The following is a 13,625-nucleotide window of genomic DNA, read 5'->3' as shown; positions in this document are numbered from 1 at the left end:
AAGAAACTATTTCGGCCCGAGAATCTTCACCAGCTTGTCCGGCGACGGCGCGCCTTGCTGCTGTTGCAGCTCGCCCTTGTCGTCCATGTAGAAAATCGCCGGCGTGGCCTGCAATTCCAGGTCTTCCATCAACTGCATGTTCGCCGCCAGTTTCGCCTGAATCGCCGGCGGTACTTCTTTCAGCGCCTTGAGCGTACTGGCCTTGCCAGCCCCTTCGTGGTCTTGCAGGGCTTTTTGCGGATCCTTGGCGGCCAGCAATGCCGCAGATTTGCCCGGACTGTCTTCACGAATGATCCCGACCATGATGTGCCGCAACTGCACCTTGCCGGCTTTCACCCACGGCCGCGCCTGTTCCCAGAACACGTTGCAGTAAGGGCAGTTCGGATCGCTGAACAGGTACACCACGCGCGGCGCATCCTTGTTGCCGTCACCGATCCAGTTGCTCGCTTCCATCTTGCCCCAGATTTCCTTGGCCATCGGCGCGTACACCAGTTTCTGCAATGGCGCGCTGCTCAGGTCTTTGCCGTCGGCGTCATACAAATTGCCCAGCAACACATGTTTGCCATCCGGCGTCAGGTACAGCGCCATGCCACGGTTCTGGTACTGCGCGGCATAACCGCGCAAACCATCGGGCGCATCGAACTGGCCGACGATTTTCGCGCCCTTGGCTTCGATCTTCTTGATCGCTTCGGGCAATTCTTCGGCAGCCTGTACCGACGGCAGGTGCAGCAGGGCGGCGCCCAAGGTCAGCGTCAGCAGGTGGCGGAGGCGGGGCATGGCAGTTTCCTTGAAGAAGTGGACGGTGTGGCCGGATTCGGGGTGTCAAAGTTTTCCAGGGCGCGGGCCAGGCTGGCGTCCGACAGTTCACCCAGATGACTGCCCAGCAAGCGACCGTCAGGGCTATAGAACAGCGTAGTCGGCAATGCCATCGAACCGACGGCCTGACCCAATCGACCGCTGCCGTCGAACAGTACGTTGGACAGGCTCAGGCCCTGGGTTTCCAGAAAGGTGCTGACGCTTTGCATGCTTTCCGCCTGATTGACGAACAGGAAGGTCAGGTCCGGGCGGTGTTGCTGAGCGTTTTCCAGCACCGGCATTTCCCGGCGACACGGCGGGCACCAGGTGGCCCAGAGATTGATCACCAGCGGCCCACCCTTGTAATCGGCCAGTTGCACCGTTTCACCGGCGGCATTGCGCAGGGTGATGTCCGGCAGGCGTGTGCCTTGTTCGTAAATGCTCAGGGAGAATGTCGCGAGCAGCCAGAAAGCCAGGCCACTGGCCACGCCAAAGCCCAGTGGGCGACGTAAACCCGGTTGACGCCAGCCTCGATACACGGCGGCCAGCAGCAGCGCGATCACACCCGGCCAGGCGAGAAAACCACCGTCGCGCAGGTCGATGACTTGCCACGGATCGTCGCGATAATGCTTCCAGTACAGCGCGACGAAACTGATTCGGGCCGCCAGCATGCCCAGCAGGAACAGGCTGAACAGCACCGACTCGGGATTTTCACCGCCACGCTTGGCCGCCCGCCAGCCGACAAACGTCGCCAGCGCCAGGGCACTGATCAGCAGCAGGTGGTTAAGCGCGATGGCAAACGTGCCGAGGGTAAAAGTCAGCATTAACGGGCGTCTCGGGTGGTGGTCCAGCGTTGCAGGAAGGTGTCGGCATCGACCTCGCCGGTGATGCGCTGGCTGCGACGTTCGATGCCATCGGCGCCGATCCACAGAAAACTCGGTGGCCCCGGCACTTTATAACGGCCAAGCAGTTCGCGGCTGGCGGCATTGTCGGCGGTGACGTCCAGCCGTAGCAAGCGCACATCGCTCAAGGCGTCGAGCACGCGGGGTTGGCCGAACACCTGTTTTTCCATGACCTTGCACGACACACACCAGTCGGCGTAGTAGTCCAGCAGCACCCATTGGCCCTGAGCTTGTGCGGCATCGAGCTCCCGTTGCAGAGCGGCCGGGTCCTTGATTGTGGTGAAAGCCTCGTGGCCGACCGGGCGGGCGACATTGCCCGCATTGGCGGCGCTATAGACCTGCAGCGGTTTCAACAGGTCATCACCGCCGCCCGCCGCACCGATCATCAACAGACTGCCCCACAGGCCGAGCAGCAATGAGCTGGCACCGAACAGATGCGCGACCCGCCCGAAACCTTGCGACTGCTTCCAGGCGCTGTAGGCGGCAATCAGCAACAACGCACCGCACAGACCGATCCACAGCGACTCATCCAGTACCGGCCGCAACATCAACAAAGCAGTGGCGAGGAACAGGAAGCCGAACACGCCTTTGAGCAGGTTCATCCACGCCCCGGGTTTGGGCAGGAAGCGGTTGCCGACGGTCACCAGCAACAACAGCGGCACACCGATGCCGATGCCCATGGCAAACAGAATCAACCCGCCGTGCAGCGCATTGCCGCTTTGCGCGATGTAGAGCAGGGCGCCGGCCAGCGGGGCGGTCATGCACGGACCGACCAGCAGGCCGGACAGCGCGCCCAGCACACCCGCGCCGATCAGGCTGCCACCGCGCTGATTGCGCGAGACGTTTTCCAGCCGATCGCGCACGGCGACCGGCAGTTGCAGCTCGAAGAAGCCGAACATCGGCAACGCCAGCAGCACAAACACGGCGGCGAAACTGCCCAGCAACCAAGGGTTTTGCAGCAGTGCCTGCAAATTCGCACCGAGCAACGCCGCCAGAACGCCCATCGCCGCGTACACCAGCGCCATGCTCACGACATAGCTGGTGGCCAAGGCAAATCCGCGTTTGGGCGTCGCGCCACTGCCGACGATCATTCCGGCCAGAATCGGCAGCATCGGCAACGAGCAAGGGGTGAAGGCCAGCAGCAGGCCCAAACCGAAGAACACCAACAAGCTCCAGCCCAGCGCCCGTTGTTGCAGGCTGCTGGCCAGGGCTTGATCCGGCGCTTCATTGGCCGCCGAAGCGACAACACTGCCGCCCAGGTCCACGACCTGGGTTTGCGGCGGATAACACAATCCGGCATCGGCGCAGCCCTGGAAGCCGACCTTGATCTGGCCGGTCGCGCCCGCCGGGATCTTCAGCTCCAGGCCCTGGCGATAAACCGGCTGTTCACCGAAGAATTCATCACTGTGAGACTCGCCTTCAGGTAACACAGGGTGCAGCTCAGCGGGCAACCCATCGAACTTAAGGCGTTTCTGATAAAGGTAATAACCGTCGGTGATCTGCCAATAGAGTTGCGTTTCACCCGACTCAAGGCGCTCGGACGTGAAGACGAACGCTTTTTCCACTGGCAGGAATTCAGGTTTGGTTTCGAACGGATTGGTCCCTGCCTGGGCCAGACCCGAGATCAAGAGTGCAAAAAACAAAAACAATCGACGCATTGGGTAAGCCTTGTCCCTGTGCAAGTGAGGTGCACAATGTGGGGCGGCGATTAACCGATGATTAACCGCTGCCCCAATGTGGACTCAGTCTCGGAACAGACCTGGCCAAGCCTCGTCATTCATCCCGTGTGGACCGGATTGCAGTCGGTTTTGCTGGACGTTGTAGATGAGAAATTGGCCTCTATTCAGGAAGATGTAGTAGTGGCTGTCGGCAAACGTTCTATCGTTTTGTGCAGCTGTAATGATTCGGTGTTTGAATCGTTCTAATCCTGGCATTGAGGTGGCGGTGATTTCTTCGTGGATCAGTCGGTTTTTTAGATAGTCAAAAGAGAGGTAGTATCCGTCATTGAGGAGGAATCGAAACAGAAATTTTTTGCCCCCAAGTTGCCACCAGGTCCCCGCTACGATGCGGTCGAAGTAAGGGAGTATGGGTGCCCATATCGAACTTTCAACGCGATAGTACTTCACTGCCTTATCTTGATCCTGGTCGTATTTACAAACCATCGGGATCTCGCCGTGGTAATAAAACAACCAGGCGAAGTCGTCAGATCCGTCGCTGTTGTCCAGGTCTGTGGTGGTGAAGCCGAACCGCAAATGTTCGGCGTTTTGGTGAAAACCGGGCCATGAGGATTGCGTGGTTTCTCTGGGGAAGTCGTCAGGGACTCGATGATCACCCAGATCAAATCGAGTGTATGTGTTCGTGTCTTTGAAGAAGAAGTAAATACGGTCTTTGCCAGAGCGCCAATCTATGGCGACGAAGTTGTTGAAATTTGGCATGGGCTGACTCCTTTCAGCAGGGTGAAGACTATTCTTTCAGTTTGATAAAGTCTTCTTGGGTTTGTGTGGTTGATTGTTGTATTGCATGTTTTGCTGTGGGGGTAAGCTTGTCGTGGTAAGTATTTTTTATAATAAGAATTTTAGAGTTGATTGTTTCGCCATGAAACTAAGTTGGTCTGACAGGCTGGCTTAATTAGGATGACAGGAAGCTGCGCTGTTCGTCGGCCACGACAGTTGCCATAATTGCGCCTTAATCCTCACCTGATTGACTCGCGTTTTTTCTCCTGGAGCACCCATGCACGTACTGGTTTGCGAAGACGATGAGCTGATCGCCAGCGGCATTGTCGCCGGCCTCACTGCCCAGGGCCTGACGGTGGAGCACGTCAACACTGCCTCGAAGGCCCGGGCCATGCTCAAGGTCGCCGAGTTCGACGTGATGGTGCTCGACCTCGGTCTGCCGGATGAAGACGGGCTCAAGCTATTGCAGCAGTTGCGCCATCATGGCCTGGAGATTCCGGTGCTGATCCTCACCGCCCGGGATTCGGTGACCGACCGCGTCGACGGCCTGCAAGCGGGGGCCGACGATTACCTGCTCAAGCCGTTCGACCTGCGTGAACTCGCCGCACGCCTGCACACGTTGTTGCGACGGGTGGCGGGGCGCAGCGTCAACCTGATCGAACACGGCCGCTTGACGTACGACCCGAGCAGCCGCGAAACCATGCTTGGCGGTCAGCCGGTGGACCTTTCCCGTCGCGAACAGTCACTGTTGCAAGCCTTGCTGCACAACCGTGGCCGGGTGCTGTCCACCGAGCAGTTGAAAGACAGCGTCTATGGGTTCAACGACGAACTGGAAAGCAACGCCCTCAACGTGCATATCCATCACCTGCGGCGCAAACTGGGTAATGGCATTGTCGAGACCGTGCGCGGCCTGGGCTACCGCCTGGGGCCGGCCGATGATGGAGAGGAAGTGAAAAAGTGATGAGCCTGCGTTTGCGCCTGAGCCTGACGCTCGGCGCCGCATTTGCGCTGATCTGGGCCCTGGCAGCGGCCTGGATGCTCAGCGACCTGCGCAACCAGATGATGTTTTCTCTCGACCAGCGATTGGTGGCATCGGCGCGCATGGTCGCCGGCCTGATGGAGCAACTGCCGCCGTTGCCGACCAAGGGCGAGGGCACCCATTTCAGTGCGGAACAACTGAATATTCCGGGCGGGATGGCGTGTCAGGTCAGCTCGCTGCGCGGCGAAATCCTCGCCCGCAGCCACACCGATCCACAACAAACACTGCAAGCCGAAAAAATGGGCTTCCACGATCAGATGATCGACGGCGCGCCGTGGCGCAGTTTCACCCTGGCCCGTGGCGATCTGCGCATCACCACGGCGGATCGGCAGATCGAACGTGAAGCGCTCAACATGTCGATCCTGCTGGCCGCGTCGGTGCCGGTGGGCGTGGCGTTGCTCGGTTGCCTGTGCCTGCTGTGGCTGGGGATCGGCCAGGGCCTGGCGCCGCTGAACCGCATGCGCGATGCCTTGATGCGTCGCAGTGCCGACTCGCTGGAACCCTTGCAGATTCAGCCGCTGCCCAGTGAGTTGCAACCGTTGTTGGACACTCAGAACCAGCTGTTCCAGCGCATCGGCAAGACCATCGAGCGCGAACGCCGTCTGACCGGCGACGCGGCCCACGAACTGCGCAGCCCGCTGACGGCCATCAAAACCCACCTGCAAGTGGCGCGCATGACCGATGGCGCGGCACGGGATCAGTCCCTGGCACGGGCCGAAGAGGGCGCCGACCGTCTGCACCGCACGCTTGAGCAATTGTTGTTGCTGGCGCGGGTCGAGGGCAGTCTGTCGTTCGACGACGGTGTGCAATGCAGCGCCGAGCAAGTGGCGAAACTGGCGATTCAGGATGCCGCCAGCGGTGATCGTCAGCGGATCCAATTCAAGCTGCCGCCGAAGCTCTCCCATGCGCCGGTGCAAATGCCGGCGGTGCTGTCGATCGCGGCGTTGCGCAACCTGCTGGACAACGCGCTGCGCCATACCCCGAACGACGGTGCGGTAGAACTGAGCCTGGTAACCACCGGCAACCGCGTGCAGTTTGTCGTGCGCGATCATGGACCGGGCATTGCCGAGGACGATATGCAACACCTGACCCAACGCTTCTGGCGCAACGGACAGAGCACCGGCTGCGGTCTGGGGTTGGCGATTGTCCAGGCGATTGTTCAGCGTTGTGGCTGCACGCTGCATTTCGACAGCCGGCCGGATGGCTTGCGGGTCGAGCTGACGATGCCGTTGCAAACGGTCTAACAAACGACATACATCCCTGTAGGAGCAGAGCTTGCTCGCGAAGACGTCCGTACATTCAACATTGATGTTAACTGTACGGACGTCTTCGCGAGCAAGCTCTGCTCCTACAGGGGGTGTGTTGCACATCAAATGTAACGTCTCGCCATTGGCATTTCGACGGCCACCAGCGCTATCGTCCCCGGTAGCTTTTTCTCAATGGATTGAGGTTACAGCGCCATGGAAACCCCCCTACACATCTGCAAGGCAACCCCCGCCGACGCCGGTATCATCAGCCGGATCGTCGAGCGTTCCATCCGCGTCGGCTGCGCGCTTGATCATCGCAACGACCCGCAAACCGTCGCCACCTGGACCCACAACAAAACCGTCGAACACATTCAACCGTGGCTGACCGACCAACGGCTGTACCTGAACATCGCCCTGTTGCGGGACAAACCGGTCGGCGTCGCGATGGCGGCGATCAGCGGCAAGCTTGCGTTCTGTTACGTGCAGCCGGAATGGTTTCGTCGTGGCGTCGGGCAAGCGCTGGTGCGCGACCTTGAAGGCTGGCTGATCGATAACGGGCTGGCTCAGGTTCGACTCAACAGCACCCGGACCAGTGAAGCCTTTTACCGGCATCTGGGTTATCAGCCCTGTGCCGAAACCTTCACCGTAGCCGGGCTTCGCGCCATCCCCATGCACAAGGGCCTGACCCCGCCTTCATAGAAAGCCGGGCAAGGGTCTAAATCCTCGGCGCCCTGATGCGTTTCCAGAACAGGAAAACCTTATTGAGGGGTCGAGAGATGTCAGTCGCTACCAGCCTTATGGAAGATCAGTCGGCCCGGATCGCTCCGGCGCCGGCCGAAACGCTTTATCAGTTCAACGAATCGCCATTGCTGGCGCGTCAGAGCCAGCAGGAGTCGAATGCCCGCAGCTACCCGCGACGCATTCCCCTGGCACTCAAGCGCGCGAAGGGCATTTATGTCGAAGACGTCGAGGGCCGCAGCTTCATCGACTGCCTTGCCGGCGCCGGAACGCTGGCCCTGGGGCATAACCATCCGGTGGTGATCGAAGCGATCCAGCAAGTGCTGACCGATGAACTGCCGCTGCACACCCTCGACCTGACCACCCCGGTCAAGGATCAATTCGTCCAGGACCTGTTCGGTCTGCTGCCGCCAGCCTTGGCTGCGCAAGCAAAAATCCAGTTCTGCGGCCCGACCGGCACCGACGCCGTGGAAGCCGCGCTGAAACTGGTGCGCACCGCCACCGGGCGCAGCACCGTGCTGTCGTTCCAGGGCGGTTATCACGGCATGAGCCAAGGCGCGCTGAGTCTGATGGGCAGCCTGGGGCCGAAAAAACCGTTGGGCGCATTGCTCAGCAGTGGCGTGCAGTTCATGCCGTATCCCTACGATTACCGTTGCCCGTTCGGCCTCGGCGGCGCGCAAGGCGTGCAGGTCAACCTGAACTACCTGGAAAACCTGTTGAACGATCCCGAGGCTGGAGTGCAATTGCCGGCGGCAGTGATTGTCGAGGCCGTTCAGGGCGAGGGCGGGGTGATCCCGGCCGATCTCGATTGGTTGCGTGGTCTGCGTCGCATCACCGAAAAGGCGGGTGTGGCGTTGATCGTCGACGAAATCCAGAGCGGTTTCGCCCGCACCGGCAAGATGTTTGCTTTCGAGCACGCCGGGATCATCCCGGACGTGGTGGTGATGTCCAAGGCCATCGGCGGTAGCTTGCCGCTGGCGGTGGTGGTGTATCGCGACTGGCTCGACACTTGGTTGCCGGGCGCGCATGCCGGGACCTTCCGTGGCAATCAAATGGCCATGGCGGCAGGCTCTGCGGTGATGCGTTACCTGACCGAGCACAAGGTTTGCGAACACGCTGCGGCCATGGGCGAGCGCTTGAGCGAACACTTGCGCATTCTTCAGCGGGACTTTCCGCAACTGGGCGATATTCGCGGTCGTGGCTTGATGCTTGGCGTCGAACTGGTTGACCCGACCGGCGTGCCGGATGTGCAAGGTCATCCACCGATCTTCGCTCGACTGGCGCCGCTGGTGCAGCGTGAATGCCTCAAGCGTGGGTTGATTCTTGAGCTGGGCGGTCGGCATGGCGGTGTGGTGCGTTTCCTGCCGCCGCTGGTGATTACCGCTGCGGAAATCGATCGGGTGGCGGAGGTTTTTGGCCGGGCGATGGTTGCGGCCACTGCCAGCCTCTAAATTTTCCGGGCCCCGCAACGTTCTTTCTACATAACGGCTGCGCACGCAGTGCAGCCCACCCTTACAGCGATGGAGAGACACCATGACGTCAGTATTCGACCGCGAGGACATCCTCTTTCAGGTCGTGGTCAACCACGAAGAGCAGTACTCGATCTGGCCCGACTACAAGGCCGTGCCGGAGGGCTGGCGCACCGTGGGCAAGAGTGGCCTGAAAAAGGAATGCCTGGCTTACATCGAAGAAACCTGGACCGATATGCGTCCGCTGAGTTTGCGCAAGAAGATGGAAGAGCAGGCGGCTGTGGCTCACTGAAGTCTTCGCACAAAGAGAAGCCCGCTGGACCGAGAAGGTCAGCGGGCTTTTTTGCGTCTGCATGTTGTGGCGTCGAGCGCGGAACCTGTAGGAGCCGGCTTGCTGGCGATGGCTGTGTATCAGGCGCCTTTTTTGAGGGTGTACATATCCATTCCTGCGGTAACGGCCGCTGATGGTTTCGCCCTTACGGCGAGTCCCTTTTTCAAACGCCAAAAAGGAACCAAAAGGCTTTGCCCCTGACGTACGGCCCTTCGCCTAGGCTCAGGGTTCCCTCGCTCCGGTCCTGCTCCGTGGGCCCGCCGCCATCGGCCATCCATGGCCGGGGGCGGCTACCGCGGCATCCTTGCCGCGGTGCCCACTGCGCAGAACCTCCACTCGGCCTCCCGACGGGGCAGATCAAAAGCCAAAGCAAAATCAAAAGCCAAAGCGAGGCGGCCTGCCAGCCGACCTGGCTCTTTGATCGTACGCATCCCCCTGTAGGAGCCGGCTTGCTGGCGATAGCGGTGGGTCAGACACCTGTTTGTTGACTGAACGGACGCCATCGCCAGCAAGCCGGCTCCTACACGGGGATTGGGTTCACACGATTCAAAATTGTAGGAGCTGGCTTGCCGGCGATGGACGTCAACGATAACGCGGGGCGTCTGAATGAACGCGTCGCCTAGACGTTTTTCGCCGGCAAGCCGGCTCCTACAGGAGATCTGCGTACGCTTTTGCTTTCCACCACTCATCAGGCCGAGCGTTAGCTCGCCTTCCGCTTTTGATCTGAGCGCCCCCTCGAGAGGCCGAGTGGAGGTTCTGCGCAGTGGGCAACCCGGCATGGATGCCGGGTTAGCCGCCCCCGGCCATGGATGGCCGATGGCGGCGGGCCCACGGAGCAGGACCGGAGCGAGGGTATGGCGAGCCTAGGCGAGGCACCGAACGAAAGGGGCAAGAGCCCTTGGTTACTTGGGGCTCTTCCAAGTGACTCGCCGTAAGGGCGAAACCAATATCAGCCGTTACCGCAGGAATGGATATGTACACCTGAAAGAAAATGGTCGGCTATCAGGCCGCCATCGCCAGCAAGCCAGCTCCTACAGGGGATTTGTCTAACGCCCACCGTAGAGAATGATCATGCGGTCCAGCCGACGCTAAACCCCACTCAACCCCTTGATCACCAAATCCACATTCCCCTCCAGGTCAGCCACCGGGTCTGCCGCGTCCACACTCAAAACGACCAACCGACTCCCGGCCTCGGCAATCACCGCTTTCACCGCGTCCGACGGCTGCCGATGATGCAACACCACCGCCACGTCATTGTCCTTGAGCGTCACACCCAATTGCTTCAGCGCCTCCGGTGTCCACTCGGCGTCAGGCCGCGCATCGATACCGATCAGTTCCAGATTGAGCCCGCCAATCAGGTAACCAAAGTGATCGCTCAGGCTCATCACGCTCAGATTGTCAGCACTGGCCAGCCGCGCTTCGCTGTCGGCGCTGAACTTGAGCAAGCGCTGTTTCAATGTCGCAAGGTTGGCCTCGATCACAGGCTTTGCCGCAGGTGCAAGGCGCACCAGATCCGCCGCCATCACATCCGCCATGCGCCCCATGTTGTTGCTGGAAAACCACGGCTGACTGTTCAAGCCATCGACCTTGTTGCCCGGCTGCACGGCGATGCCGGGCAGGGCGCCGTCCACCGGGCGCGCGGCGTCGACTTCGACGATACGAATATTGCTGCGCCGGGCGATCGGGTACAGCGGATCATCCGCCCACAACGAACGCAGACCAATCACCGCATCGGCGTCCGTTGCCAGTTTCGCCAATGCCGGCGCGCCGCGCCCGGTGAAGTAAGCCGTCTGACGACTGCCAGGCAGGTTCGCCGGCGCTGCGCGTTCAAGGTTGACGTTGGTGCCCTTGAGCAGTACTTCGCCCAGACCATAAGTGATCGGCAAGGACGCCAGCACATGCAACGGTTTGGCGCTGTCCGCCGCAAACGAGGTATTGACCAGCCCGCACAGGGCGACGGCCAGGGTCAGTTGACGCAGAGAAAATGACATTTATCCGAGGTTCCCTTTCAGGCTGGGGACGACGCCGCGCGCAATGGCGGCGAGGGCGAAGGCGATACCGGCCACCAGAATGATCGCGGCGCCGGACGGGATCGGCAGGTCGAACACAATCGGCGCAAGAATCCCGCACAGCGTGCTGACCGTGGCGATCAGTACCGAGCACCAGAAGAATCCCTTGAGCGACTGGCTGAGCAACCGCGCTGCCGCTGCCGGAATCACCAACAGCGCACCCACCAGAATCGCACCGATGACTTTCACTGCCGCCACGGTGATCAGCGTCACCAGAATCACGAACAGGTAATCCAGGGTCTTCACCGCCACACCACGCACCGCCGCCAGTTGCGGGTTGAAACTGGCGAGCATGATGCGGTTGTACAGCGGCAAGGCCAGCGCCATCACCAGCGAACCGACGATGGCCAGCACCAGCAAGTCATTGCCGTTGACAGTCAACACAGAACCGAACAGCACGTTCTCCAGGATGTGCACGTTGATCTTGCCCGCCAGAATCAACAGCAGGCTCGCGCCCAGTGCCAGCGACACCGACAGGAACACACCGATCAAGGTATCTGGCGCCAGGCCCGTACGGTTGCGCAGGTAGTTGAGCAAAATGCCGAATAACAGGCAGTAACCGAACAAGCTGCCATAGGGCCCGGTGTAGGGTTCGCCGAGCAGAATGCCGATGGCCACGCCAGTCAGCGCCGCGTGACCCACCGCTTCGGAGAAAAACGCGAAGCGCTTGACCACCACCAGCGTACCCAGACCGCCCAGCACCGGGCCGATCAGCAAACCGGCGAGCAGCGCGTTGACCACAAATCCATACGCCAGCGCCTCAGGCAGATAACCCGAAGACGCCCAACCCTGAACCATCAAGCGAAAGGCTTCGTAACTCATCAGACAGCGCTCCGTGGATGGGTCGAGAACAGGGTCAGCAAACGTTCCGGGGTCAGCGCCTGTTTCGGCGTGGCATCGAACAGTACCCGGCGATTGAGCCCGGTGACGCGATCCGCCAGACGCCCGACCGCTTCCAGATCATGCTCGATCCACAGCACGGTGATCCCGCTCTGACGCCAGTCACCCAGCAACCGTTCGAACACCTGAATGCCCGCCTCATCGAGGGCCGACATCGGCTCATCGAGTACCAGTAATTGCGGCGCCGGGATCAGTCCCTGTGCAAGCAACACGCGCTGACGCTCGCCGCCGGACAAGGCGCCCATGCGCCGCTTGCGCTTGTCCTGCATGCCTACCCGCTCAAGCGCTTCGCCAATCGCTGCCGCGTAATGCTTGCTCAACCCGAGGAACGCCGGGCGTCGCTGGCACATGGCGGCCATGAAATCGTCGACGGTCATCGGCAAGCCGCGATCAAACTCCAGCGCTTGCGGCACGTAGCCGATGGTGCCGGGGTCGCCGGGCCATTGCAGGCTCAAGCGACCCTGATGCGGCATCTGCCCGAGCAGGGTCTTGATCAGCGAACTCTTGCCGCCACCATTGGGACCGACCAGTGCATGCACGCTGCCGGGCTGAACCTGGAAGGTGACCTGGTCAAGGATCGTCGTGCGGCCCAGCGTCAAACTGACCTCCGCAAAATCCAAGGTTGGCCCGGAAACCTGTAGGAGCCGGCTTGCCGGCGATAGCGGTGTGTCATTCAACGATGATGTCGGCTGACTCGACGCCTTCTCGAGCAGGCTCGCTCCCACCGGGGATTCGCTGAGTGTTTCTTTAGCGGTCATTGCCCAGACTCCTGAATAGCCCGGACCACGGTGTTGAGGTTGCCGGTCATTTCCTTTTCATACTTGTCGGCGGTGTATTCGCCATAGGAAATGTGCGACAGCGGGTACAGCTTCACCCCGGATTCACGCTGGATGGTGTCGACGTAGGTGGACGGGAAATCCATCTCCGAGAAAATCACTTTCACGTCCAGTTCGCGCAGTTGATCGATGGTCTTTTTCAGCTGGCTCGGGCTCGGCTCGATGCCGTGCGCCGGTTCGACCACGGCGGTCACTTCCAGGCCAAATTCTCGCAGCAGGTAGTCGTAAGCCGCGTGAACCGTGGCCACCCGCAGTTCGGCGTTCGGCGCCTGGGTCAGTTTCGCCAGGGCGTCGGCGCGCATCTGCCGCAGGCGTTTGCCGTAGGCGCGGGCGTTTTGGGTGTAGGTCTTGGCGTTGGCCGGGTCGAGCTTGCCGAGTTCCCGGGCGATGTTGTTGACCTGGGCAATGGAGGCGCTGATCGACAGGAAAGTGTGCGGGTTAACGACTTTGCCGGCACCGCGCGCGGCAACACCGGTGGCGGCCAGCAGCGGTACGTTTTCGTTGGCTTCGATCACGGCCACGTTCGGCGTTTCGCTGGCGGCGATCATGCGGTCGGCGAAGTCGTCATGGCCGACGCCGTTGAGCACGATCACGTCCAGCCCGCTGATGCGCTTGATGTCTTCGGCGCGGGGCTCGTAGGCATGCGGGTTGAAGCCGGCCGGAATCAGCGGCACCACTTCAGCCTTGTCGCCGACGATGTTGGCCACGTAGCTGTAATAAGGGTGCAGGGTGATGCCGATGCGCAGGCGCTTGGCTTCGTCGGCGCTGGCCAGTGGCGTCAGCAGCAAGGCAAGCAGGCCGATCAGCAGCGGCCGCAAGAATGAACGTTGAGATGAAATAGGCATG

General features: G+C 60.9%; 13 protein-coding genes. 5 read left to right on the top strand and 8 right to left on the bottom strand.

Annotated features, from left to right (window positions below):
• Positions 1 to 6: 6 nt before the first annotated feature.
• From dsbG to K5R88_RS12440, 4 genes are all read right to left on the bottom strand, one after another.
• Positions 7 to 777, bottom strand: coding sequence for a thiol:disulfide interchange protein DsbG (gene dsbG, locus K5R88_RS12455; protein WP_008033705.1), 771 nt, complete (start codon positions 775 to 777; stop codon positions 7 to 9).
• Entirely contained in the window at positions 753 to 1,619 is an 867-nt protein-coding gene (locus K5R88_RS12450) for a TlpA disulfide reductase family protein (protein WP_008044449.1), read from the bottom strand. The genes dsbG and K5R88_RS12450 overlap by 25 nt, the downstream gene beginning before the upstream one ends.
• A complete protein-coding gene (gene dsbD, locus K5R88_RS12445) occupies positions 1,619 to 3,355 on the bottom strand; it encodes a protein-disulfide reductase DsbD (RefSeq protein ID WP_192227843.1) in 1,737 nt (578 codons plus the stop codon). The genes K5R88_RS12450 and dsbD overlap by 1 nt, the downstream gene beginning before the upstream one ends.
• An 84-nt stretch (positions 3,356 to 3,439) precedes the next feature.
• Positions 3,440 to 4,132 (bottom strand): hypothetical protein, encoded by a 693-nt coding sequence (locus K5R88_RS12440; protein ID WP_226300057.1) that lies wholly within the window; start codon positions 4,130 to 4,132, stop codon positions 3,440 to 3,442.
• Between the two features lie 295 nt (positions 4,133 to 4,427).
• On the opposite strand from K5R88_RS12440, the gene K5R88_RS12435 reads away from it, so the two are divergent.
• From K5R88_RS12435 to K5R88_RS12415, 5 genes are all read left to right on the top strand, one after another.
• Positions 4,428 to 5,111 carry a response regulator gene (locus tag K5R88_RS12435; RefSeq protein WP_008033711.1) on the top strand — a complete coding sequence of 228 codons (684 nt, stop codon included), beginning with the start codon at positions 4,428 to 4,430 and terminating at the stop codon, positions 5,109 to 5,111.
• Positions 5,108 to 6,433, top strand: coding sequence for an ATP-binding protein (locus K5R88_RS12430; RefSeq protein ID WP_223453106.1), 1,326 nt, complete (start codon positions 5,108 to 5,110; stop codon positions 6,431 to 6,433). Before K5R88_RS12435 ends, K5R88_RS12430 begins: the two co-directional genes overlap by 4 nt.
• A 216-nt stretch (positions 6,434 to 6,649) precedes the next feature.
• Positions 6,650 to 7,135, top strand: a complete 486-nt coding sequence (locus tag K5R88_RS12425) for a GNAT family N-acetyltransferase (protein WP_226300056.1) — start codon at positions 6,650 to 6,652, stop codon at positions 7,133 to 7,135.
• A gap of 77 nt (positions 7,136 to 7,212) precedes the next feature.
• Positions 7,213 to 8,625, top strand: coding sequence for an aspartate aminotransferase family protein (locus K5R88_RS12420; protein WP_226300055.1), 1,413 nt, complete (start codon positions 7,213 to 7,215; stop codon positions 8,623 to 8,625).
• 82 nt (positions 8,626 to 8,707) lie between these two features.
• A complete protein-coding gene (locus K5R88_RS12415; protein WP_008033724.1) occupies positions 8,708 to 8,935 on the top strand; it encodes an MbtH family protein in 228 nt (75 codons plus the stop codon).
• A 1,127-nt stretch (positions 8,936 to 10,062) separates the two neighbouring features.
• Here K5R88_RS12415 and K5R88_RS12410 read toward each other — a convergent pair.
• The 4 genes from K5R88_RS12410 to K5R88_RS12395 are packed head-to-tail and all read right to left on the bottom strand — an operon-like array spanning position 10,063 to position 13,624.
• Positions 10,063 to 10,965: a metal ABC transporter substrate-binding protein gene (locus K5R88_RS12410; RefSeq protein ID WP_226300054.1), complete on the bottom strand. Its 903-nt coding sequence runs from the start codon at positions 10,963 to 10,965 to the stop codon at positions 10,063 to 10,065.
• On the bottom strand, positions 10,966 to 11,865 hold the full coding sequence (locus K5R88_RS12405) for a metal ABC transporter permease (protein WP_003226663.1): 900 nt from the start codon (positions 11,863 to 11,865) through the stop codon (positions 10,966 to 10,968). It lies immediately after the preceding gene.
• On the bottom strand, positions 11,865 to 12,701 hold the full coding sequence (locus K5R88_RS12400) for a metal ABC transporter ATP-binding protein (protein ID WP_226300053.1): 837 nt from the start codon (positions 12,699 to 12,701) through the stop codon (positions 11,865 to 11,867). Before K5R88_RS12400 ends, K5R88_RS12405 begins: the two co-directional genes overlap by 1 nt.
• On the bottom strand, positions 12,698 to 13,624 hold the full coding sequence (locus K5R88_RS12395; protein ID WP_192227839.1) for a metal ABC transporter substrate-binding protein: 927 nt from the start codon (positions 13,622 to 13,624) through the stop codon (positions 12,698 to 12,700). Before K5R88_RS12395 ends, K5R88_RS12400 begins: the two co-directional genes overlap by 4 nt.
• Between the last annotated feature and the right edge of the window lies 1 nt (position 13,625).

Origin of the sequence: Pseudomonas sp. MM213 (assembly GCF_020423045.1) — a bacterium.
Taxonomy (GTDB): domain Bacteria; phylum Pseudomonadota; class Gammaproteobacteria; order Pseudomonadales; family Pseudomonadaceae; genus Aquipseudomonas; species Aquipseudomonas migulae.
Note: the sequence above shows the minus strand (reverse complement) of the source record. Positions and strands in the feature narration are given on the sequence as shown.

Coding starts and splice junctions, on each gene's coding strand:
- dsbG (WP_008033705.1), bottom strand. CDS start 777: ATGCCCCGCCTCCGCCACCTGCTGACGCTGACCTTGGGCGCCGCCCTG.
- K5R88_RS12450 (WP_008044449.1), bottom strand. CDS start 1,619: ATGCTGACTTTTACCCTCGGCACGTTTGCCATCGCGCTTAACCACCTG.
- dsbD (WP_192227843.1), bottom strand. CDS start 3,355: ATGCGTCGATTGTTTTTGTTTTTTGCACTCTTGATCTCGGGTCTGGCC.
- K5R88_RS12440 (WP_226300057.1), bottom strand. CDS start 4,132: ATGCCAAATTTCAACAACTTCGTCGCCATAGATTGGCGCTCTGGCAAA.
- K5R88_RS12435 (WP_008033711.1), top strand. CDS start 4,428: ATGCACGTACTGGTTTGCGAAGACGATGAGCTGATCGCCAGCGGCATT.
- K5R88_RS12425 (WP_226300056.1), top strand. CDS start 6,650: ATGGAAACCCCCCTACACATCTGCAAGGCAACCCCCGCCGACGCCGGT.
- K5R88_RS12420 (WP_226300055.1), top strand. CDS start 7,213: ATGTCAGTCGCTACCAGCCTTATGGAAGATCAGTCGGCCCGGATCGCT.
- K5R88_RS12415 (WP_008033724.1), top strand. CDS start 8,708: ATGACGTCAGTATTCGACCGCGAGGACATCCTCTTTCAGGTCGTGGTC.
- K5R88_RS12410 (WP_226300054.1), bottom strand. CDS start 10,965: ATGTCATTTTCTCTGCGTCAACTGACCCTGGCCGTCGCCCTGTGCGGG.
- K5R88_RS12405 (WP_003226663.1), bottom strand. CDS start 11,865: ATGAGTTACGAAGCCTTTCGCTTGATGGTTCAGGGTTGGGCGTCTTCG.
- K5R88_RS12400 (WP_226300053.1), bottom strand. CDS start 12,701: ATGACCGCTAAAGAAACACTCAGCGAATCCCCGGTGGGAGCGAGCCTG.
- K5R88_RS12395 (WP_192227839.1), bottom strand. CDS start 13,624: ATGCCTATTTCATCTCAACGTTCATTCTTGCGGCCGCTGCTGATCGGC.